Source organism: Streptococcus sp. M143 (assembly GCF_000162495.1).
GTDB classification, from domain to species: domain Bacteria; phylum Bacillota; class Bacilli; order Lactobacillales; family Streptococcaceae; genus Streptococcus; species Streptococcus dentisani.
Genome location: NZ_GG730093.1, coordinates 266,754 through 287,396, shown reverse-complemented (window position 1 = coordinate 287,396; position 20,643 = coordinate 266,754). Strand labels below are relative to the sequence as shown.

The window sequence follows — 20,643 nt, the reverse complement described above, 5'->3', positions numbered from 1 at the left end:
TATTATATCACGACTTGAGGGAAAAACAAGATTTTTGTCTATTTTTTAGAAAGCAATCTGTTTTTCACTTTCATTTTCATTTTTTTAATGATCGGGTTCAAAATCAAAGCCATACAAGGTTGCAAAATAGTCCTCAGGGCGCTCTGCACGGCGGATTTGGCGGGCTTTGCCTTCTTCAGTATAGAGGATTTCTGCAGAGCGTAATTTGGCATTGTACTGATAACCCATGGAGAATCCATGTGCACCTGTATCATGAATCACCAGCAAATCACCGATTTCTGTATGAGGTAGTTCGCGGTTCACTGCAAATTTATCATTGTTTTCACAGAGAGATCCAACCACATCTACGACCTCCACTGGGCCATCTGGATGGGTCAGATTGGTAATATGGTGGTAGGCTCCATACATGGCAGGACGCATGAGATTGACTGCTGAGGCATCTACACCAAGATAGGTACGGTAGGTTTTCTTTTTATGAGTGACTTTTGTGACGAGAACTCCGTGAGGCGCCAGCATAAAACGGCCCAATTCAGTGAAAATCTTGACCTGACCAAGACCTGCAGGTGTGAGGACTTCCTCATAAACCTTACGAACTCCCTCACCAATCACAGCAATGTCATTTGGCTCCTGATCTGGGCGGTAGTTGACTCCGATTCCGCCAGAAAGATTGATAAAGTCCAGTGAAATACCTGATTTCTCCTTGATTTCAACGGCCAATTCAAAAAGCTGACGAGCCAACTCTGGATAGTAGAGATGGGTGACGGTATTGGAAGCTAGGAAAGAGTGAATCCCAAAAGTCTTGGCTCCTTTTTCTTTCAAAACAGCAAAGGCTTCAAAAAGCTGAGCCTTGGTCATACCAAACTTGGCTTCCCCAGGATTGTCCATGATGTCTGTTCCCAATTCAAAGACTCCGCCTGGATTATAACGACAAGAGATGATTTCTGGGATGCCTGCTGCACGCTCTAGATGTTCAATATCTTCAATGGCATCCAAGTTAATTGTTGCGCCTAATTCACGCGCATAAGCATATTCCTTGTCTGGCGTGTTGTTCGATGAGAACATCATCTCAGAGCCTGCAAACCCAAGTTTATGGCTCATCAGGAGCTCCACATAACTAGAACAGTCCACACCACAACCTTCCTCTTTGAGAATTTTCAATATGGCTGGTGTTGGGGTAGCCTTGACGGCAAAATATTCTTTAAAACCCTTATTCCAAGAAAAGGCTTTGTTGACTGCTCGGGCTTTTTCACGAATCCCCTTCTCATCATACAAGTGAAAGGGAGTCGGGAACTCTGCAACAATTGTTTCTAAATCTTCACGGCTGATAAATGGTGTTTTCATAAGCTTCTTTCTATTCTGTTTGCAAAGAAAGGCTGGGACAATCGTTCCAACCTTTAGTTCTATCTCTTATTTGTCTTCGTCAAAGATATTTCCAATCTCAACATCGATGGATTGGTTCTTGACATCAATATTGGTTACTTTCAAGAGTGACTTGTAATCGAACTGCTTTTCACGTTCTTCTTGGGCATTGTCTGCAAAGACTGCGACACCAGCTAGTTCAGAATCGAACTCACGCAAGAGACTGATCATTCCGTTGACAGTTCCGCCGCCTTTCAAGAAGTCATCCACGATCAAAACACGACTGCCTGCCTTGAGGCTGCGTTTTGAAAGGAACATTTTCTCAATACGGTCACCACTTGAACCTGAAACATAGTTGACACTGACCGTTGAACCTTCGGTAATTTTCAAGTCACGGCGCACAATGACAAATGGAACATTGAGGACGTTGGCAACTGCATTTGCAAGCGGAACACCTTTAGTTGCTACTGTCATAACGGCATCGATTTTTTGGTCCATAAAGCTCTTGGCAATGATACGCCCAATATTTTTCAAAATGGCAGGTGTACTGAGCAAATCAGACAGGTAGATGTAGCCACCTGGCAAGATACGGTCGCTTTCTGAAAGTTTGTCACGCAAATCTGCGATCATTTCTTTGGCTTCATGGCTTGAGATTGATGGTGTAAAGATAACGCCACCACCTGCTCCAGTCACAGTCTGAATATGACCGATTTCAATTTCCTCAAAGGCGCGCTTAATAATCACGATGTCCTCTGAAATCGATGATTTAGCAGATTCGTACTTTTCTGCAAAGGTATTGAGACTTGTTAGTTTGTATGGATTATTAATCAAATAGTTGGAAATGACAACCATCCGATCACTTCTTCTTAATTTCATTTTTATTTACCATTCCATTTAATTTTGATATTTTATCCATTATACCATATTCACATAAAAAAACGAACATTCTTGCGTAAAAAATGCTCGTTTTTCTTAAATCATTAATCTAAATCTGGTTTATAGAAGGAACGATTGTCCATAGCGAAGATTTTATTGGTCATCTCTCCTTTGTCCACCAAAGCTAGAGCTGTTGACATCATCATCATGCTGGCATCTAGATTGTCAATCATATGGATAATTTCTGCCTCCATAATGCGTGGACGGACTGGACTTCCATACTCCAGCAAGCCATGGTGACTGAGGATGACATGGCGCAGTAGCACCACTTCTTCTCTAGTATCATCGATGCCCAGTTCCATGACAGTCTTGGTAATTTCGCTATCGATGAGGGCTATATGGCCAAGGAGATTGCCTCGCACTGTGTACTCCGTCTGATCCGGACCGCTGAGTTCTAAAACCTTGGCCAAGTCGTGCAGCATAATCCCCGCATAGAGGAGGCTCTTGTTGAGCTGAGGGTAGATGTCGCTAATGGCATCTGCCAAACGCACCATGGTTGCTGTATGATAGGCCAAACCCGTCTCAAAGGCATGGTGGTTGGTCTTGGCAGCTGGATAGGAGTAGAATTCCTTATCGTACTTGGTGTAAAGACTACGAACGATACGCTGCCAGACAGGATTTTCAATCTTGAAAATCATTTGCGACATGTAGTCACGGATTTCCTTGACATCAACTGGCGACTTGACCTTGAAATCAGCTGGATCATTGGGTTCCCCAGGTTGAGGCAGGCGGAGAGTGATTTGATTGACTTGAGGAGTGTTGTTGTAGACTTCTCGACGTCCCTGCATGTGGACGACTTTCCCTGCGGTAAAGGCCTCAACGTTATGAGGTTGGGCATCCCAGAGTTTTCCTTCAATCTCGCCACTATCGTCTTGGAAGGTAAAGGCTAGGTAGTTTTTCCCAGCACGCGTCTGTCTCAGGTCAGCTGACTTGATCAGGTAAAAGCCTTCAAACAGCTCATCTTTTTTCATGTGACTAATCTTCATATTCTTCCTCATCTTCTTGGAAATGGAGTAGATCAAGCGCAGGCTCACCTTCTGATAACTCAATGTGACGGAGCGTCCGCTCGATAGCTGTAGTACGACGGTTTAATAATTCATCAATATTGCCAGAGGCATGTTGGAGATGTTTTTGTGCCTTGACCAGAATGCCTCCGAACTTGCCAAACTCGGTCTTGACACTAGCTAGGGTCTTGCTGATATGGTCAGCACTCTTTTGGATATTGAGAGTTTTGAAGCCAACTGATAGAGAGTTAAGCAGAGCTGATAGGGTACTTGGACCTGCGACAATAATCTGCTCCTCCCGTCTCAAGTCATCAAAGAAGACCGGATTGCGGACGATTTCTGAGTAGAGTCCCTCTGTCGGAACAAACAAAACTCCAAAATTGGTCGTCCGAGGTGGCGCTAGATACTTGCTCTTGATATCCTTGGCAAAGCGCTTGACGCTAGCTAGGAGTGACTTGCGACAACGTTCGATTTCGTCCTTATCGCCTGCTTCATAGGCTTCTTCTAGGCGATAATAATCCGCCAGTGGAAACTTGGAGTCAATCGGTAGGTAGACATATTCTTGGTCGCCTTGGCCAGGTAACTTGATGGCGTACTCTACTCGCTCGCTAGAGTTTTCAACCGTTGCGTATTCTCGTTCGTACTGGGCAGGAGTCATGATGTCTTCGATGATTTGCCCCAGTTGCAATTCGCCCAGAATCCCTCGCGTCTTGGTCCCAGAGAGAACCTTGTTGAGAGCTCCGACATCACGGGCAACTGTCTGCATTTCTCCAAGGCCACGATTGACAGACTCCAGTTGCTTGGAAACTGTCTCGAAGGATGCTTGCAAGCGGGTCTGTAAGGTCTTTTCTAGTTTTTCCTCGACTGTCTGGCGCATTTGTTCTAAACGTTGCTCATTTGATTCCTGCAGGGCTTGGAGGCGTTGGTCGGTCTTATCTCTGGTTTGGAGGAGATTCTCGTTCATCTCCTGTCTAACTTGCGTCAAGCCTTGGTGCAACTCCATTCGCACTTCTTGCAAACGGTCGCTGACAGCCACTTCCAAGTCTTTTTGGTCTAACTGGCTGGCTTGTCTGGCTTGGTCAAAACGATAATCTAACTGATCTGACAAGTGATCTGCCTGATCCTCCAAACTCTTACTTAGATGTTTTTCATGCTTATCCTGCCTTTGCCAAATCAGAAAGAGTCCAGCTAGGTTGACAATTAATAATAGTAATAATACAGTCTCCATCCTACCTCCTGTCCTTGCTATGTAGCACGACGACATAACCATCTGGGCAAGTCACCGAAACTTCCCTATCTATATATTCGTTAGAAGCGTACACTTTTTTAAAGAAAAAAATTTCCTCTGTCAATTCGTACTTGGCTCCGATAATGGTCAGCTGGCTATCCCGAACTGGCATAAAGGCTAGATAATCGTAGTCCGAACGCGGTTCAAGTTGACTGGTCCCTTCTGGACAATAGGCAATCAAGTTTTGCCCATCCTCAATCGCTATCTGGCGCATATAGGGTGCCAACTTTGGATTGCTAGGCAGAAAGACATTAGCCAGCATATGGTCAATTCGACCACCCAAAGCCCCAAAAATAGTCACCTGAGCCTGAGGATTTTGCTCAAAGATGGTCAAGAGAGCCAATTCCAGATCTGTATCATCTTTTTCTGGTCGGGCTTGGATAAAATGCTGGGCACGTTTTTGAATCAACTGACGTTCGTCTGCGGTTACCGAATCAAAATCTCCAACTGCTAGAGTGAGGGGCAGGTCTTCTTCCAAGACCCAGAGCGATCCTCGATCCACACCGACAAAGCTATCAAAATCCGTCCGATAATGCCCACGATCTCCGCCGGCAAAAACGGCAACCCTAGTCCAGTTGTTTTCTGAGAGTTTGCACTCGTTCATTGACATCTCCCTTAAAGACATAGGATCCTGCTACAAAAACGGTCGCACCAGCTTCTTTGGCTTGAGCAATAGTCTGGTCATCAATACCGCCATCGACTTCAATCTCAAAGCTCAAACCTTTTTCCTGACGAAGGGCAACCAACTCACGAACCTTGTCCATGGTTTCAGGTAGAAATGCTTGCCCACCGAAGCCAGGGTTAACTGTCATAACCAAGACTTGGTCAACTAGATGAAGGATGTGCTTGATCGCCTCCACAGGTGTCCCAGGATTGATGACAACCGAAGGTTTGACACCGAGCGAACGAATCTTTTGGAGAGCGCCATGAATATGATGCGTTGCTTCTACATGGATACTGATGATGTCTGCACCTGCACGCGCAAAATCTTCTAAGTGGTGTTCAGGATTCGCCACCATCAAGTGGCAGTCAAAGACCATCTTGCTATGAGGCCGAAGAGCTTCAACCACACCTGCACCAAAACTGATTTGTGGTACAAAGTCCCCATCCATGATATCGATATGGGCATATTCTGCACCAGTTGCTTCTAGGCGCTTGATTTCACGTTCAAAGTTGGCATAATCTGCTGCCAGAATTGACGGAGCAATCTTGTATTGAGACATAGGTTTCTCCTTATTTTGGAATTTTTTTGCTGACTTTTTTATAGGTTTCTCTGCGATTTTCAATTTCGCTGAGGAATTGCAGGTAGTTGTCAAAACGGAAGGTTGCAATGATACCCTCTTCTACAGCTGGCTTGACCGCACAGGACGGCTCATGGGTATGGGTACAAGTACGGAACTTACAGTCTCGACTGACACTGGCAATCTCTGGAAAGGCCTGATTGAGGTCTTCAGCCGTTGACACTTCATAATCCAGCGATGAAAATCCTGGCGTGTCTGCGATTTTACCTCCATTGAGGTTGTAAAAACTAACAGCCCGAGTGGTATGACGACCGCGACCAAGACTGTCTGAGATTTCTCCTGTTTCAAGATTGAGGTCCGGTGCGATTTTATTGAGGAGGGTTGACTTCCCAACACCTGTCTGCCCCATAAAAACTGTCACTTTGCCTGTCAACAAAGGCAATAGCTCTTCCTTACTAGTCACAAAGTCGTAACCAATAGCACGATAGGTTTGTTGGTAAAAACTTAATTCTTCCCTATCTTCTAGCAAATCCATTTTAGAAATATAGACGATGGGATGGATACCCTTGTGCTCCAAAAGAACCAAGAAGCGATCCAGCAAATTGCTATTAAAATCCGGCTCCTTGACCGACATGATAACCACTGCTTGGTCAATATTAACAATAGGCGGACGGACCAGACTATTTTTCCGTTCGTGGATCTTGAGGATATAACCTTCGGAATTTTCCTCAGCAGAAAAATCTACCCAGTCTCCGACGTAGGGTGTGTGACCTTTTTTACGGAAATTCCCACGCGCACGTGTCTGATAGACTTGACCATCACTCTCTACATAGTAGAATCCTGCTAAGGCTTTAATGATTTGTCCCTGCATCTTAGAGTCCCTGTCCTTTAAGCGCATCTGCTAGGCTGGCAAACTCTTCTAAGCTGAGAGCTTCCCCACGCACAGATGGAGATAAGCCTGCCTGGTCCAAAGCCTTGGTCAGTTTGTCCTTGATTTCTTCGGTCTTCCCAAAGTAGCCTGTCAAATTGTTCCATAAGGTCTTGCGACGATGAGTGAAGCTAGCCTTGGAAACCTTAAAGAAAAACTGTTCATCTTCCACTGCTACGGCAGGGTCTGGACGGCGCACCATTTTCAAGATAGCTGAGTCCACGTTTGGTGCTGGTACAAAGACCGTACGAGGCACGATAAAGGCAACCTTTGCTGTCATGTAATATTGAACAGCAATCGACAAACTACCGTAAGCCTTGGTATTGGGCTGTGCTGAGATGCGATCCGCCACTTCTTTTTGCATCATGACGACAAATTCACTAAAAGGAATGCCACTCTCGATTAAATGCATGAGAATAGGCGTTGTGATATAGTAGGGCAAATTGGCAACTACCTTAATCGGCAATTCAGGATTTTTGAAATTCTGGATATGCTGGGCCAAGTCAACTTTGAGAATGTCCTCGTTGACTACTGTTACATTGTCAAAATCACGCAGGGTATCTGCCAAAATCGGTACCAAACGGTGATCGATCTCAAATGCCATGACTTGAGCTGCACGCTCAGCCAAAAATTCTGTCAAGGCACCAATCCCTGGCCCGATTTCGATGACATTAACCTGATCATCAATTTCAGCTGTATCCACGATTTTTTGAAGGATATTGGTATCCGTCAGGAAATTTTGCCCGAAGGACTTTTTAAAGGTAAAACCGTGACGCTCCAGCACTGCCTTGGTCACGCTATAATCTGCAATTCTCATTTATTCTCTTTTCTAATATGAACGATGATATATCCAAACAAAATCATTTCCTCTAGAACCCTGATGAATCAGGTCTTTTAAATAAACATTTGGATTCGTCAGTTCTTTTGTTTCCGTATTATAACTTGTTATTGTCTTTCCACCATGTCGAAGAAGCCATTCCGTATCCAATCCAGACAGATATCTGTCCTTTTGAAGAAAACTACAAAGCTCCTCAACTGTCATATCCTCCGGGATATCAAGATCCATCTGATGAGAAAAAACATCATCCCCCATACACACAGACTCTCTGTCAACTTGTATTTTCATTTCGATCTGTCCTTTAAGTTTCTATTTGAACGCTATCAAAATAAATCTAAGTACCTCTATTGTAACACATTCCCCTTATATTTTCGGGTTATCGGGTTATTGTTATCACTTTTCAGGACTCTGCAAACAGATTTCGATATCTAAATTTCTTTCCACTATTGAAGTAAGCATAAAATTTATTTTTCTAATTCTTTATAGATTGTCTCTTGAAAAAGTCAGGTGCTCAAGCAAAGAATAGAGTTTTACTTGCTCCTCTTCTTCGTAAGCAGATCTATTTGCTTTTACTTCCCTACATTTCTCGTCATACAGAAAACCATCATGGCCATCTTCTGTAGATAAAGCTGTATAGACTTTCGCCATTTTTTCAGGACTAATCGAAAATCTTGACTTGATTTTATACAAATTTTTCATAAAAGCGCTGAGGTGATCATAGCGCCGCATATCAACTTTGACATTGGTCACACGGATTGCCTGAACCTTAATACCTTTCCAATGTTTCCGCATATAAAGCGACAGCATCAACAAGGCTAATTTATTCTGATAATAAGTCTTGGCAGGGCTGTAATGTTTTTGACCAGCTAAATTTTCAAAATCAAGCTTCATGAAGGGATAAAGCATCAGCCCTTGAGAAGAAATATTAATAATTCGACCACTTTTTGACTTTTCCAACAAGCCCCTCAACAAGGTAGAAAGTAAAAAGGGAGCAACCACGTTGGTCACAAATTGCTTTTCTAATCCCTCCCTAGTCAGGATTGGCTTTTTGACCGATAAGTCAAAATCAGCCGCATTGTTAATTAAAACATCTAGAGTCTCTTCCCTTTGGATATACTGTTCTACCGCTTTCTTGATACTCTCCAAATCAGATAGATCAATCAATATATAATCTACATGCGGATTTCCCGTTTGTTGACGGATTTTCTCACAGGCCTGCTCAGCAGCTTCTTTCCGTCTACAAAAGAGAGTTACCGACCAGCCCTTTTCAGCTAACTGTTTAGCAGACTGGTAGCCAATACCACTATTGCCACCCGTAATAATCACTTTTTTCATTTCTGACTCCGTTAGTCTGAATACTTAGCCATCACTTCTTCCACTTCTGCCAAGGTTATCCCAAACAACTCTAAGCGCTTGAGGAGTTGTTTGCCGTTGGAATAGCCGATGCGGAGCTGTTCGCCTAGATACTCTCTGCGCCTACGACTGTCTGCTCCCGCTAAGAAACCTAGGCGAATCAAGTCACCACGACTGATGTCAAACTCGTTCTCGTTTTCAAATTGCTCTGTTACCTGAGCCAGCGCTGTTTTCAGGTCTTCATAGCTGGCGTGTTCAATTCCCAGAGAACGCCCCTTGGTCTTGGATTTGGGAACCGCTTCATCTCGCTTGAGAAAAGCATGCTGGACTGTTGGAATGGCCGTCATAATCATGCGACGAATGCGCTCCCCATTAAAATCTGGATCGGTAAAGACAATCACTCCATGCAATTCATGCAGGCGCTGAATGCGTTCTATATCCTGGTCATTTATTGCGGAACCTCGTGTCTCATAGGTTTCCACGTCAAAGTAACGTTTGAGATTGACCGTATCATCACGACCTTCGACCACGATAACTTGTGAAATTTTTTCTTTCATGATTGTTTTTCCAATCCAAAAATTCGCTCTGCATTGGCAGTCGTTGCCACCGCTAGCTTTTCTGTCGTCATCCCACGCAAGTCGGCAATAAAGTCCACCACATAGCGTGTGTAGGCTGTTTTATTCTCACGGCCACGTTTAGGAACAGGAGCCAGGTAGGGGGCATCCGTCTCTACCAAAATCTTATCCAAAGGAAGCTCTCTAGCAGCTTCTTGGACATCCGTAGCTTTTTTAAAAGTCACCACTCCTGAGAAAGAAATGGTCATACCAAGCTCGACAAATTTCTCAGCCCACTCGAGAGAGCCTGAAAATGAATGCATAATCCCACCACGAGGACCAACGCCCTCGCTCCTGATAATCTCATAAGTATCTTCTAGCGCATCACGAGTGTGGACCACAAAAGGCAAGTTCAAATTCTTAGATAGCTGAATCTGACGACGAAAAACCTGTTCCTGCACTTCCTTAGATGCTGTCATCCAATGGTAGTCCAGACCAATCTCCCCCAAGGCAACAACCTTGGGATGTTTTAGTTTTTCAAGCAAGTAAGCTTCGACCTCATCTGTGTAAGTCCCTGCTTCCGTCGGATGCCAGCCAATAGTTGCGTAGAGTTGCTCATACTCCTCCACCAACTCTAGGGCCCGTTCAATGGTCGGCTTGTCAAAACCAACAATATTCATCTGTGTCACATCCATCTCAGCAGCCAAGGCGATTTCTTCTGCCTCACGTCCTGCAAATTCCTCTACATTTAAATGTGTATGCGTATCAAAAATCATCTTTTCTAACCTCATTTTCTTCCATCTATTATACCAAAAATAGCATCCCCCGGCTTGTAAAAATATTCTAATACCGATCATTCTCCCTTGACTGCCTTTTTTCAAAGCAGTATAATAACACTTATTGAAATTTTCAGCAAAGGAAAAGAAAATGTTTAGAAAATTAAAATATACCTTTATCGGTCGACCACTCAAGTCTCTCACAGATGGTGAAGGGGGATTACTTGGAAAAATGCAGGCCTTGGCCATGTTGTCAAGTGACGCTCTGTCTTCTATTGCCTATGGACCCGAACAAGTCATTCTCGTTTTAGTCAGCCTCTCTCCTCTCGCCATTTGGTGGAGCCTCCCTATCGGTATTTTTGTCCTCTTACTGCTCGCTAGTTTGACCATTTCCTATCGTCAAATCATTCATGCCTATCCTCAAGGCGGAGGAGCTTATATGGTCACTCGGGAAAATCTCTCCCCTGAACTAGGCTTGATTGCAGGGGGCAGCCTCCTTGTTGACTATATGCTGACAGTAGCCGTATCCGTTGCTTCTGGAGCTGATGCAATTACAGCAGCCATCCCTGCCCTCCATCCCTACAATCTTCATATCTCTATTTTCCTAGTCTGCCTGCTCATGCTCTTGAATTTAAGAGGATTAAAAGAATCTGCCAGCTCTCTGATGATTCCCGTCTACCTCTTTATCTTCAGTACCGTCTTTCTCTTGCTTTATGGGTTCTTTCAACTATTTACAGGTTCCCTAAACTATCAGGCGACTTCAACCATTGGACAAACTGTTCCGAGCCTTTCCATCGTTCTCCTATTGAGAGCCTTTACCAGTGGCTCTGCCTCTCTGACAGGGGTTGAAGCTATTTCAAATGCGGTACCATTTTTCAAAACTCCGAAAGAAAAGAATGCTGCTCAGACCTTGACCATCATGTCGCTCATTTTAGGATTTCTTTTTGCAGGCATTACCTTCCTAAACTACTGGATGGGTATCACGCCTCAACACGGAGAAACCATCCTCTCGCAAATGGCCAAGGGCATTCTTGGTGATTCATTCTTTGGTCATGCTAGCTACTATCTCTTCCAGTTCTCAACAGCCTTGATTCTAGCCGTAGCTGCAAATACTGGTTTTTCAGCCTTCCCTATGCTGTCCTACAATATGGCCAAAAACAAGTACATGCCTCATCTCTTTATGGAAAAAGGGGATCGCCTTGGCTACTCCAACGGTATCTTAACTCTGGCCTTTGGGGCTATGATCCTTCTTCTCATTTTTAACGGCAATACTGAACGCTTGATTCCTCTTTATACTATCGGAGTCTTCGTTCCCTTTGCCCTTTCTCAGACTGGGATGATTCGCCATTGGAAAAAGGAAAAAGGAGCAAACTTCTTAAAATCTGCCTTTGCTAATATCCTTGGGGCCATCATTTGTTATGCTATTGTCCTCATTTTACTCCTCTTCAGACTGGGTGATATCTGGCCATTCTTCCCAATTATCCTAGTCTTAACTTTCCTCTTTTTATCCATTCACAGCCATTACCAAAAAGTGGCAAAACAACTACGACTCTACGAAGGAATTGAAAAGCGCACTTATGACGGTAACCTTGTCCTTGTCCTAGTAGGAAATGTTACTCGAGTAAGTGTCGGAGCCATTAACTACGCTCAAAGTATCGGTGACGAAGTGTTGGCCATGCACATTTCTACTAAAGAAACGGCCGAAAAAGACCAAGAAATCCTTCAGGAATTTGCCGACTACTTCCCAAATATCACTCTGAAGAATATCAATACCAGTTACCGCGACATCATCACCCCTAGTGTTAAGTATGTCAAACGAATCGCCCAAGAAGCTAAGCAAAAAAACTACACCGTTACAGTCCTTGTCCCACAGTTTATCCCTAACAAGCCTTGGCAAAATATCCTGCACAATCAGATGAGCCTCAAACTAAAATACGCTCTCAGATGGCATGAAGACGTCGTTGTCGCTAGCTACTCCTATCACTTAAAAGAATAAAGAAAAGGCCCTACCAGAACTAAAAAGCGTCTGGTGGGGCCTTTTTCTGAATCCAGCCACTATGCTTAACTAAAAAGCATGACTAGGAATATTATTGAATGTGGTTAGCTAAATCTTCTTGGGCTTTTTTGTTGGACTCAACTTTTTCTTTTTGCCATTTTTCATAAAGCTCTTGGTACTGTTTCGCAGTCACGGGATCTTTTTGCAACTCAAGGTATTTGTAGTTGTCCGCATCCCCTTTGTGTCCGACAAATGAGAAGGCTCCTGTGAACGGTACAGTCTTACGGAAGATTGGATTAGCTCCTCCACTTTGAACCGGCAGAAAGAGAGCACTATCTGTTAGCCATGCTTGAACTTCGGCAAATTTCTCATAGCGAACCTGAGTGTTTTCAACTTCTTTATCTGCCTCATCCAACAACTTCTTGTAGGTAGAGAGACCGATTTTTTCCTTGACATCATTGTCTTTTCCTGGAGTTAAGCCAAGATTTTTTAACTGAGAACCAGAGTCTGGATCCAAGAGGTCAAGATAGGTTTTCGGATCTGAATAATCTCCACTCCAACCTGAGATGTCGATGTCATAGTCCTTTTGTTCAGCTGTGTCAGCAAAGAAGGTTGCATTGTCTTTCTCGTCTGGAGAAAGTTGAATCACATCGATAACAATATTATCTGATCCAAGTGTCTCCTCAACCGTCTGCTTGAAAGAACTGGCTTGTTGTACGTCCAACTTAGCAGTCTGGTCCACTGGCATGTCTAGATGGATTGGGAAAGTCACACCTTCTGCCTGTAAGCTTTCTTTGGCTTTGGCAAATTCTGCCTTGGCTTTATCAGCATTCAAGAAGGCAGGCTGAGCGTCGTTTAGATTGACATTAGCCCACTCTGTGCCATAGTTGACCATCTTTTCATTGACAGCATCTCCGAAGTTTTTCCCACCAATTTGAACAAAATTGCTTGGTGTGACTGTGTTTCGAAGGATACGGTCAGCTCCATCTTCTCCATTTGTCTGTGCGGCGTAGGCATGACGGTCAAAGGCAAAGTTAATCGCCTGACGGAAGTCCTTGTTTTGCATAGCTGCACGCGAATCGGTTTTTTCTTTATCCGTCTGTTTCATGGTTTGATTGTAACTTTGACGGTTGACATTGAAGAGATAGTAGAAAGTCACAGCATCCTGAGGAGTATAGGTAATCTTATCTTCATTCCCTTTTTTCAACTGGTCAAAGACAGAACTTGTCGGGAAGATACGGCCATCTGTGTAGTTGCCTTCTAAGAATCCTCGAGCCAAACTATCTTGGTCTGAACCATCATAGAAGGAAAGTTTTACCTTCTCAATTTTCACATTGTCCTTATCCCAGTAATTAGGGTTCTTTTCAAACTCAATTAAAGATTTTGATGTGAAAGACTTGAACAAGTATGGCCCATTTGACAGGATACTAGATGGGGTAACACTTCCAAAGTCATCTCCCTTAGATTTCAAAAAGGCTTCATTGACAGGGCTCAAAATTCCCCCTGTTGTCTTTGAATTCCAATAAGACTCCGGCTTGTTCAAGGTGTATTGGAGAGTATAGTCGTCCACTGCCTTGACTCCAACCGTCTCAAAGTCAGATGTTTTCCCTTCGACATAATCTGCCAAACCTTTGATCGAGTCTTGGACCAAGTACAAGTTTTCAGCCTTTTTATCAGCTGCATACTTCAGACCGGTCACAAAGTCATGAGCTGTCACTTCAGCATATTCTTCTCCCTCAGAAGTATACCACTTAGCTCCTTGGCGGATTTTGTAGGTATAAGTCAAACCATCTTTTGATACTGTCCATGACTCTGCCATAGAAGGGACGAGGTTTCCGTACTTATCATTTTCCAACAAACCATCGATCAAGTTTGTTGTAATACTAGAGGTCGAGCCACGTGTCGAAGTGATATAGTCTAATGTATCTGGATTGCTGGCAAATACATATGAGTAGGTTTTATCTGTATTTGATTGTGCCGAACTACAAGCCACCATCAAAAAGCTTGCGCTCAAAATTCCAACTCCTAATAGGAGGGCTTTTGATTTCTTCATAACTGTTCTCCATTTTTTATAGTACGTGAAATATTATACACTATTTCAGAAAAAATATAAAGCATTTACAGACTGATATTATAGGAAAAAGAAAAGCCAGTAGACTCGAGTTCCTACTGACTTCTTTATTGAATTCGTTTGGATTATGCAGCCAAAACTTTGCGTCCTTTACGACGACGAGCTGCCAATACGCGACGACCGTTTTTAGTTGACATACGGTTACGGAATCCGTGTTTGCGCGCACGACGAAGTTTACTTGGTTGATAAGTACGTTTCACGATGAATACCTCCTCATAGATTTTGTATTCGTTTAGCCGGCTATAAAGTGATCAGTTACTAAACATACTTTACTATTCTATCTGATTCTGCCACTTTTGTCAATAGCTCCAAGCAAATGTTTTCGAGCTTTTCCCTATGAAAGCCTTATCTACGATACTGTTTCAAGAAACGTGTCATCTTTTCTTGGATTTGTGCTAATTCGTCCACTCGTGGGAGGTAAACGATACGGAAATGGTCTGGTTCTTGCCAATTAAAGCCGCGACCATGAACCAAGAGAACCTTTTCTTGTTTCAAGAAATCAAGAACGAACTGTTCATCATCATCGATGCGGTACATATTGCGGTCAATTTTAGGGAAGATATAAAGACCCGCCTTCGGCTTGACCGCAGATAAACCTGGGATATCTTGAATGGCATTATAGATAAAGTTTCTTTGCTCATAGATGCGACCACCAGGAAGGAGTAATTCGTCCACTGACTGGTGCCCACCTAGTGATGTTTGTACGACTTGCTGGGCCAAAACGTTAGAGCAAAGGCGCATATTGGACAGCATATTGAGACCTTCGATATAGCCTTTAACATGTGTCTTAGGACCAGACAAGACCATCCAGCCCACACGAAAACCAGCGATACGATGCGATTTTGACAGACCATTCATGCTGACACAGAAGACATCTGGTGCCAAGCTTGCCACAGGCGTGTGTACATGCCCGTCCATCACCATGCGGTCATAAATCTCATCTGCAAAGATGATCAAGTCGTTTTGACGAGCAATCTCAATAATCTCCAGCAAGAGTTCCTTAGGATAAAGGGCTCCAGTTGGGTTATTTGGATTGATAAGGACGATAGCCTTGGTGTTCGAAGTGATTTTTGATTTAATATCGTCAATATCTGGGTACCACTCTGCAGCTTCATCACAGATATAGTGAACGGCATTTCCCCCAGCTAGGCTGACCGCAGCTGTCCAGAGAGGATAATCTGGCATAGGAACCAAGACCTCATCTCCATTGTCTAAAAGCCCCTGCATGGACATAACAATCAGCTCACTGACACCATTTCCAAGGTAGATATCATCAATGTCCACATTGGGGAAGTTCTTCAGTTGACAATACTGCATGATGGCCTTACGGGCTGAGAAAATCCCTTTAGAGTCAGAATATCCCTCACTATCACGCGCATTCATAATCAAGTCATGAATGACTTCATCTGGCGCTGTAAAGCCAAATTCTGCGGGATTTCCTGTATTCAGACGTAAAATCTTTTCTCCGTTTGCTCGCATCCGCATGGCTTCTTCTAAAACAGGACCACGGATATCATAAGCAACATGCTCTAGCTTGCTAGACTTGTTATATTCTTTCATCTTGTTTCCTCAATTCATCGAGATAGTAACATTATACCACTAGAAAGGGATTGCGACAAGTTTCTTGAAATGAGCAAACAAAGAAAAAACTCACAACGACTAGGTTCTCACCGTCTAAATAACTAGAAGGAAGAATCATTTTTCACATACCAAAAGACAAACCTAGGAAGACCAATGCTAAAAAGGAATCATACAAAAGATTAAACATGAGAAAGAGTCACCACGTGACCAAATAGTCCAAGCGACCACTTCTCTTTGCAATCACAAATAAAATGATGTGGTAGACTAAGTGAAAGAGAAGAAAGCCAACAAAATATGGATAGAGAACAGGCATGACTCTTTCCAGCTGCCAAAGCATCACTACTTCTCCTACAAGTGACGCAAGGATAATTCCATGATAAAGAAGAGTTATTTTTTTAGAAGCTTGAACAAAATATTTCATACTTTCTCATCCCTTCACTATGTTTCCTAATATCCCGTTTTCTTTTATTTTAACATATCTCCACCAAATCGAATCTCCGATAATATTTATTTAAATATGATTTTTACTTTACTTCTTTAGTGAAAAGGATTACAATAAAAGTAAGAAAATTTCAGGAGGTTTCATTATGGCACAACGTTACCAAAATGTTATGGTTGCAATTGATGGTTCTAAAGAGGCAGACTTGGCTTTTGTTAAAGGTGTTTACACTGCTCTACGCAATGATTCCAAGCTCACCATTGCCCATGTTATTGACACACGCGCTCTTCAAAGCGTGTCTACCTTTGATGCTGAAGTTTACGAAGAACTCCAAGTCGATGCTGAAAGTTTGATGAAAGAGTACGAAAAGCGTGCAAGAGATGCGGGCGTGACGGATATTCACATCGTCATCGAAATGGGAAATCCGAAAACCCTCCTTGCCCGTACCATTCCAGACGCAGAAAATGTTGACCTGATTCTCGTCGGTGCAACAGGTCTTAATGCCTTTGAACGCCTCTTGGTTGGCTCTTCATCTGAATACATCCTCCGCCACGCAAAAGTTGATTTGCTCGTCGTGAGAGAACAAGAAAAAACATTATAGGAACACAAAAGGAGCCTGCTAGGCTCCCTTTTTTCTTACTTATTTTTCTCTTTATGTCGCTCATAAGCCTTGAGCTGACGCTGCAGTTCCTTTCTGATAGCAGGTTCTGGAGCATATTTTTCGTCCCAGTCATCCGGTTTTAAGATTTTATGTGTAACTGGATCAAAATGGGCTTTTCCATCAGGAAAAACCTTCCCCATGTTTGCCTCATGCACAATATCAAAGATGCGTTCTGGATCCACTCCCATCAAGGCAAAACTGCCGTAAGTAAAATACAGTGTATCGATTAAGGCATCAACCTGCCCGATTAGATCTTTTTGGGCAGGCGTTTTTTGCCTCACCTTTTCGGCTGCCTTATCAAGTGCCTCATGCATGCTTGCAAGTGACTGCTGGAATTCTTCCTCCGAAGAACTTGCTGCGCGAACAAACTCTACTAATTCTTCAATTTTAAAGTCTGCGCGGTGGGTTGCACCTTCAACATCCCATGCCCGAGGCTCTTCTTGAGTCCGTTCATCCATCATGTGATGGAAGGTCTTAACCTTATTAAAATGGTAATCTCGACTGACAAAAACTTTTTCTGAAGCCAAGACCCCAAAATGTTCAAGCGCCTTGTGGATGCCATCTTGCTGGTTACTTGCTGTAATGTGCTTGGCAACTTCTTTGACGCTGCTACTGCCATTTCCCATGGCTACAGACATACCAACACCCGCCAACATTTCCAGGTCATTGTCTGAATCACCGAAAGCCATGACTTGGTTGAGATCAAAACCATACTCTTTCCCGACTCGGCGAATGCCTTCTAGTTTGGAATTCCCTTGGTTGATGATATCTGCTGCAAAAGGATTGCTTCGGGTCAATTTCAAATCTTCAAAATCACTTGCAGCTTTCTCAGATTCTTCAGGAGTCATCAGCATTAACACTTGATAGATTGGCTCATTGATCAAACGAAGTAGGTCATCTTCCTTTTGAGGAACTGCCTTGCTGACCATTCGATTAAAGGAACGGCTAACAGTTCTTGTCAGCACAGTCGGAATAAAACGACTAACCAATTGGGAAAAGGAGCCGAGACCAAATGACATAATTTTCGAACCAACAACAGCATGCTCGGTTCCAAGAGCGATTTCTTTTCGCTCCTTTTTAGCATAGGCAATCAATTGACGCAGGCTGGACTTGGCAATCGGGCTAGCAAATAAGACTTTTTCTTTATTAAAGATATATTGTCCGTTATAAGTTATTGCAAAATCCAGATCTAAATCTTCCATCAATTCCTTGACAAAGAAAGGCCCCCGTCCTGTCGCCACTCCAACAAGCACCCCTTGCTCTTTCACAATCCTAATCGCGTCCTTAGTGGATTTCAAAACACTCTTGCGATCGTTGACTAGCGTTCCATCAATATCAAAAAAAACAGCTTTGACTTCCATCCTATCCCATTCTCCCCTTTTGTGTTACAATGATTATACCACATTTCAGAAAGAGTGAGTAATTCATGCCTAAGAAAATCCTTGTTTTACATACAGGTGGGACTATTTCCATGCAAGCAGACGCCACTGGTGCAGTTGTAACTAGTCAAGACAATCCCATGAACCATGTGTCCAATCCACTTGAAGGGATTGAGGTTCATACCCTAGACTTTTTTAACCTACCGAGTCCCCATATCAAACCCAAGCATATGCTTGCACTCTACCATAAGATTAAAGAAGAAGCAGACCACTACGATGGAATTGTCATCACACATGGAACAGATACGCTAGAGGAAACTGCCTACTTCCTTGATACCATGGAAATCCCACACATGCCCATTGTTCTAACAGGGGCTATGCGTAGTTCAAACGAACTCGGTAGTGATGGAGTTTATAATTATCTGAGTGCTTTACGAGTTGCCAGCGATGATAAAGCAGCCGACAAGGGTGTTTTGGTCGTCATGAACGACGAGATTCACGCAGCCAAGTATGTTACCAAAACCCATACGACCAACGTCGGTACCTTTCAAACTCCTACTCACGGGCCTCTCGGTCTCATCATGAAGCAAGAAATTCTCTACTTCAAAACAGCTGAGCCTCGTGTCCGTTTTGATCTCGAACATATTCAAGGTCTGGTTCCCATCATCTCGGCCTATGCAGGTATGACAGATGAGCTGATTGATATGCTTGACCTAGATCACCTAGATGGATTAGTCGTTCAAGCTTTTGGAGCAGGTAATGTACCCAAAGAAACAGCTCAAAAATTAGAAAGTCTCCTCCAAAAAGGCATTCCAGTCGCCTTGGTTTCACGTTGTTTTAACGGAATTGCAGAGCCCGTTTACGCCTATCCGGGCGGAGGAGTTCAATTACAAGAATCTGGCGTTTTCTTTGTCAAAGAACTCAATGCTCAAAAAGCTCGCCTCAAATTATTGATTGCTATCAACGCGGGACTAAAAGGACAAGAACTTCGCAATTACATGGAGGGTTAAAATTGAAAATCAGGAAATCTTCTTGATTCCCTGATTTTTTCTATTTGCGTTTTCGTGTCGAACGGCGTTCTGTCAAACCGTGAGGCAGGAGAACTTCACGTTCTTCCAACTCTTCCTTATGCATAATCTTGGTCAACATACGCATGCTGATAGCGCCTAGGTCATAAAGAGGTTGGGCAATAGTAGTCAAGTTTGGACGAGTGAATCGTGCAATTTGAGAATCATCTGTCGTAATGATTTCAAACTCTTCCGGTACAGAAATACCGTGATCTGCCAAGCCATTTAACACACCCGCAGCCAATTCATCACCTGTCACAACTGCAGCTGTAGCCTGTGAAGAAACCAAGCGCTCTGCCAAGGCATAGCCATCATTATAGCTGTATTTAGACTCAAATACCAAGCCCTCGCTATAAGGGATTCCTGCCTTTTTCAAAGCTTCCTTGTAACCAATCAATCGAATTTTGCCGTTGATATCATCAACAAGTGGTCCACTGATAAAGGCAATCTTTTCATTTTCCTGAAGCAAATGAGTTACTGCATCAATCGTTGCTTGTTTGTAGTCAATATTAACACTTGGCAACTGGTGTTCGATATCCACCGTTCCTGCAAGGACAACTGGTGTCCGAGAACGAGAAAATTCTGAACGAATCTTTTCAGTCAAGTGATAGCCCATAAAGATAATACCATCAACTTGTTTTGAAAAGAGAGTATTAACTACTGAAACTTCTTTTTCATCGTCTTCATCACTGTTGGCTAGGACGATATTGTACTTATACATCTCTGCAATATCATCAATCCCCTTGGCTAGGGTTGAAAAATAGCCATTGGTGATATTTGGAATCACAACACCAACTGTCGTGGTTTTCTTGCTGGCCAAGCCACGCGCTACCGCATTTGGACGGTAGTCAAGACGATCGATCACCTCTAGAACTTTTTTACGAGTATTCTCTTTGACGTTCTTATTGCCATTCACTACACGGCTAACAGTTGCCATTGAAACCCCAGCTTCACGGGCAACATCATAAATCGTTACTGTATCATCTGTGTTCATTCTATTTCCTTTCTATATTGAAAATTTCGCTTTCATACATCTGCTTACTCCATTTTATCACTTATTGTAAACACTTTCAAGTATTTTTTAGAGAAACTTTGAAAAAATTTCACAACCT

20 protein-coding genes and 1 pseudogene are annotated in these 20,643 nt (G+C 43.2%); 3 read left to right on the top strand and 18 right to left on the bottom strand.

Going from position 1 to position 20,643, the window contains the following annotated elements; translation table 11 throughout:
• Window positions 1–84: 84 nt before the first annotated feature.
• The 12 genes from HMPREF0850_RS05650 to HMPREF0850_RS05595 all read right to left on the bottom strand — a co-directional run bounded on the left by HMPREF0850_RS05650 (window position 85) and on the right by HMPREF0850_RS05595 (window position 10,277).
• The gene (locus HMPREF0850_RS05650; protein ID WP_000856541.1) at window positions 85–1,341 is read right to left on the bottom strand and encodes a diaminopimelate decarboxylase; all 1,257 of its coding nucleotides are present in this window, start codon (window positions 1,339–1,341) and stop codon (window positions 85–87) included.
• Between the two features lie 66 nt (window positions 1,342–1,407).
• Entirely contained in the window at window positions 1,408–2,235 is an 828-nt protein-coding gene (purR, locus tag HMPREF0850_RS05645) for a pur operon repressor (RefSeq protein WP_002874197.1), read from the bottom strand.
• Between the two features lie 104 nt (window positions 2,236–2,339).
• Window positions 2,340–3,281, bottom strand: a complete 942-nt coding sequence (locus HMPREF0850_RS05640) for a 3'-5' exoribonuclease YhaM family protein (protein ID WP_000703207.1) — start codon at window positions 3,279–3,281, stop codon at window positions 2,340–2,342.
• Window positions 3,271–4,527: a DNA recombination protein RmuC gene (gene rmuC / locus HMPREF0850_RS05635; protein WP_000450915.1), complete on the bottom strand. Its 1,257-nt coding sequence runs from the start codon at window positions 4,525–4,527 to the stop codon at window positions 3,271–3,273. The genes HMPREF0850_RS05640 and rmuC overlap by 11 nt, the downstream gene beginning before the upstream one ends.
• Before the next feature lies 1 nt (window position 4,528).
• Window positions 4,529–5,191 (bottom strand): thiamine diphosphokinase, encoded by a 663-nt coding sequence (locus HMPREF0850_RS05630; protein WP_001001248.1) that lies wholly within the window; start codon window positions 5,189–5,191, stop codon window positions 4,529–4,531.
• Window positions 5,154–5,810, bottom strand: a complete 657-nt coding sequence (gene rpe, locus HMPREF0850_RS05625; protein ID WP_000084982.1) for a ribulose-phosphate 3-epimerase — start codon at window positions 5,808–5,810, stop codon at window positions 5,154–5,156. The genes HMPREF0850_RS05630 and rpe overlap by 38 nt, the downstream gene beginning before the upstream one ends.
• A 10-nt stretch (window positions 5,811–5,820) precedes the next feature.
• Window positions 5,821–6,699, bottom strand: a complete 879-nt coding sequence (gene rsgA, locus HMPREF0850_RS05620; protein ID WP_001161970.1) for a ribosome small subunit-dependent GTPase A — start codon at window positions 6,697–6,699, stop codon at window positions 5,821–5,823.
• 1 nt (window position 6,700) lies between these two features.
• Window positions 6,701–7,573, bottom strand: a complete 873-nt coding sequence (gene rsmA, locus HMPREF0850_RS05615) for a 16S rRNA (adenine(1518)-N(6)/adenine(1519)-N(6))-dimethyltransferase RsmA (protein ID WP_001216862.1) — start codon at window positions 7,571–7,573, stop codon at window positions 6,701–6,703.
• 12 nt (window positions 7,574–7,585) lie between these two features.
• A complete protein-coding gene (locus tag HMPREF0850_RS05610) occupies window positions 7,586–7,882 on the bottom strand; it encodes a hypothetical protein (RefSeq protein WP_000701743.1) in 297 nt (98 codons plus the stop codon).
• Window positions 7,883–8,074: 192 nt separating this feature from the next.
• A complete protein-coding gene (locus HMPREF0850_RS05605) occupies window positions 8,075–8,929 on the bottom strand; it encodes an SDR family NAD(P)-dependent oxidoreductase (RefSeq protein WP_000755763.1) in 855 nt (284 codons plus the stop codon).
• An 11-nt stretch (window positions 8,930–8,940) separates the two neighbouring features.
• Complete coding sequence (gene rnmV, locus HMPREF0850_RS05600) at window positions 8,941–9,504, bottom strand: ribonuclease M5 (RefSeq protein WP_000660007.1); 564 nt, start codon at window positions 9,502–9,504, stop codon at window positions 8,941–8,943.
• Window positions 9,501–10,277: a TatD family hydrolase gene (locus tag HMPREF0850_RS05595; RefSeq protein WP_000575593.1), complete on the bottom strand. Its 777-nt coding sequence runs from the start codon at window positions 10,275–10,277 to the stop codon at window positions 9,501–9,503. Before HMPREF0850_RS05595 ends, rnmV begins: the two co-directional genes overlap by 4 nt.
• Window positions 10,278–10,428: 151 nt before the next feature.
• Here HMPREF0850_RS05595 and HMPREF0850_RS05590 point away from each other — a divergent pair, with 151 nt between their 5' ends.
• Complete coding sequence (locus tag HMPREF0850_RS05590; protein ID WP_000488826.1) at window positions 10,429–12,273, top strand: APC family permease; 1,845 nt, start codon at window positions 10,429–10,431, stop codon at window positions 12,271–12,273.
• Window positions 12,274–12,364: 91 nt separating this feature from the next.
• Here the strand turns inward: HMPREF0850_RS05590 and HMPREF0850_RS05585 are convergent, their stop codons facing one another.
• From HMPREF0850_RS05585 to HMPREF0850_RS05570, 4 genes and pseudogenes are all read right to left on the bottom strand, one after another.
• Window positions 12,365–14,326: a peptide ABC transporter substrate-binding protein gene (locus HMPREF0850_RS05585; RefSeq protein ID WP_000748553.1), complete on the bottom strand. Its 1,962-nt coding sequence runs from the start codon at window positions 14,324–14,326 to the stop codon at window positions 12,365–12,367.
• A gap of 143 nt (window positions 14,327–14,469) precedes the next feature.
• Window positions 14,470–14,604 (bottom strand): 50S ribosomal protein L34, encoded by a 135-nt coding sequence (gene rpmH / locus HMPREF0850_RS05580; protein WP_000831905.1) that lies wholly within the window; start codon window positions 14,602–14,604, stop codon window positions 14,470–14,472.
• 145 nt (window positions 14,605–14,749) lie between these two features.
• Window positions 14,750–15,964 (bottom strand): pyridoxal phosphate-dependent aminotransferase, encoded by a 1,215-nt coding sequence (locus HMPREF0850_RS05575; protein WP_000666480.1) that lies wholly within the window; start codon window positions 15,962–15,964, stop codon window positions 14,750–14,752.
• Between the two features lie 142 nt (window positions 15,965–16,106).
• Window positions 16,107–16,406: pseudogene (locus HMPREF0850_RS05570) on the bottom strand (hypothetical protein).
• Window positions 16,407–16,572: 166 nt separating this feature from the next.
• On the opposite strand from HMPREF0850_RS05570, the gene HMPREF0850_RS05565 reads away from it, so the two are divergent.
• Window positions 16,573–17,025, top strand: coding sequence for a universal stress protein (locus tag HMPREF0850_RS05565; RefSeq protein WP_000079160.1), 453 nt, complete (start codon window positions 16,573–16,575; stop codon window positions 17,023–17,025).
• 35 nt (window positions 17,026–17,060) lie between these two features.
• On the opposite strand, the gene HMPREF0850_RS05560 is transcribed toward HMPREF0850_RS05565, so the two are convergent.
• Window positions 17,061–18,446 (bottom strand): Cof-type HAD-IIB family hydrolase, encoded by a 1,386-nt coding sequence (locus tag HMPREF0850_RS05560; RefSeq protein ID WP_000453130.1) that lies wholly within the window; start codon window positions 18,444–18,446, stop codon window positions 17,061–17,063.
• A gap of 65 nt (window positions 18,447–18,511) precedes the next feature.
• Here HMPREF0850_RS05560 and HMPREF0850_RS05555 point away from each other — a divergent pair, with 65 nt between their 5' ends.
• The gene (locus HMPREF0850_RS05555; protein WP_001124804.1) at window positions 18,512–19,474 is read left to right on the top strand and encodes an asparaginase; all 963 of its coding nucleotides are present in this window, start codon (window positions 18,512–18,514) and stop codon (window positions 19,472–19,474) included.
• A gap of 40 nt (window positions 19,475–19,514) precedes the next feature.
• Here HMPREF0850_RS05555 and ccpA read toward each other — a convergent pair whose 3' ends face one another.
• Entirely contained in the window at window positions 19,515–20,525 is a 1,011-nt protein-coding gene (gene ccpA, locus HMPREF0850_RS05550) for a catabolite control protein A (protein WP_001090631.1), read from the bottom strand.
• Window positions 20,526–20,643: the final 118 nt, after the last annotated feature.

Coding starts and splice junctions, on each gene's coding strand:
- HMPREF0850_RS05565 (WP_000079160.1), top strand. CDS start 16,573: ATGGCACAACGTTACCAAAATGTTATGGTTGCAATTGATGGTTCTAAA.
- HMPREF0850_RS05650 (WP_000856541.1), bottom strand. CDS start 1,341: ATGAAAACACCATTTATCAGCCGTGAAGATTTAGAAACAATTGTTGCA.
- HMPREF0850_RS05575 (WP_000666480.1), bottom strand. CDS start 15,964: ATGAAAGAATATAACAAGTCTAGCAAGCTAGAGCATGTTGCTTATGAT.
- HMPREF0850_RS05555 (WP_001124804.1), top strand. CDS start 18,512: ATGCCTAAGAAAATCCTTGTTTTACATACAGGTGGGACTATTTCCATG.
- HMPREF0850_RS05590 (WP_000488826.1), top strand. CDS start 10,429: ATGTTTAGAAAATTAAAATATACCTTTATCGGTCGACCACTCAAGTCT.
- HMPREF0850_RS05630 (WP_001001248.1), bottom strand. CDS start 5,191: ATGAACGAGTGCAAACTCTCAGAAAACAACTGGACTAGGGTTGCCGTT.
- ccpA (WP_001090631.1), bottom strand. CDS start 20,525: ATGAACACAGATGATACAGTAACGATTTATGATGTTGCCCGTGAAGCT.
- HMPREF0850_RS05640 (WP_000703207.1), bottom strand. CDS start 3,281: ATGAAGATTAGTCACATGAAAAAAGATGAGCTGTTTGAAGGCTTTTAC.
- rsgA (WP_001161970.1), bottom strand. CDS start 6,699: ATGCAGGGACAAATCATTAAAGCCTTAGCAGGATTCTACTATGTAGAG.
- rnmV (WP_000660007.1), bottom strand. CDS start 9,504: ATGAAAGAAAAAATTTCACAAGTTATCGTGGTCGAAGGTCGTGATGAT.
- HMPREF0850_RS05610 (WP_000701743.1), bottom strand. CDS start 7,882: ATGAAAATACAAGTTGACAGAGAGTCTGTGTGTATGGGGGATGATGTT.
- purR (WP_002874197.1), bottom strand. CDS start 2,235: ATGAAATTAAGAAGAAGTGATCGGATGGTTGTCATTTCCAACTATTTG.
- HMPREF0850_RS05560 (WP_000453130.1), bottom strand. CDS start 18,446: ATGGAAGTCAAAGCTGTTTTTTTTGATATTGATGGAACGCTAGTCAAC.
- HMPREF0850_RS05585 (WP_000748553.1), bottom strand. CDS start 14,326: ATGAAGAAATCAAAAGCCCTCCTATTAGGAGTTGGAATTTTGAGCGCA.
- HMPREF0850_RS05605 (WP_000755763.1), bottom strand. CDS start 8,929: ATGAAAAAAGTGATTATTACGGGTGGCAATAGTGGTATTGGCTACCAG.
- rsmA (WP_001216862.1), bottom strand. CDS start 7,573: ATGAGAATTGCAGATTATAGCGTGACCAAGGCAGTGCTGGAGCGTCAC.
- HMPREF0850_RS05595 (WP_000575593.1), bottom strand. CDS start 10,277: ATGATTTTTGATACGCATACACATTTAAATGTAGAGGAATTTGCAGGA.
- rpe (WP_000084982.1), bottom strand. CDS start 5,810: ATGTCTCAATACAAGATTGCTCCGTCAATTCTGGCAGCAGATTATGCC.
- rmuC (WP_000450915.1), bottom strand. CDS start 4,527: ATGGAGACTGTATTATTACTATTATTAATTGTCAACCTAGCTGGACTC.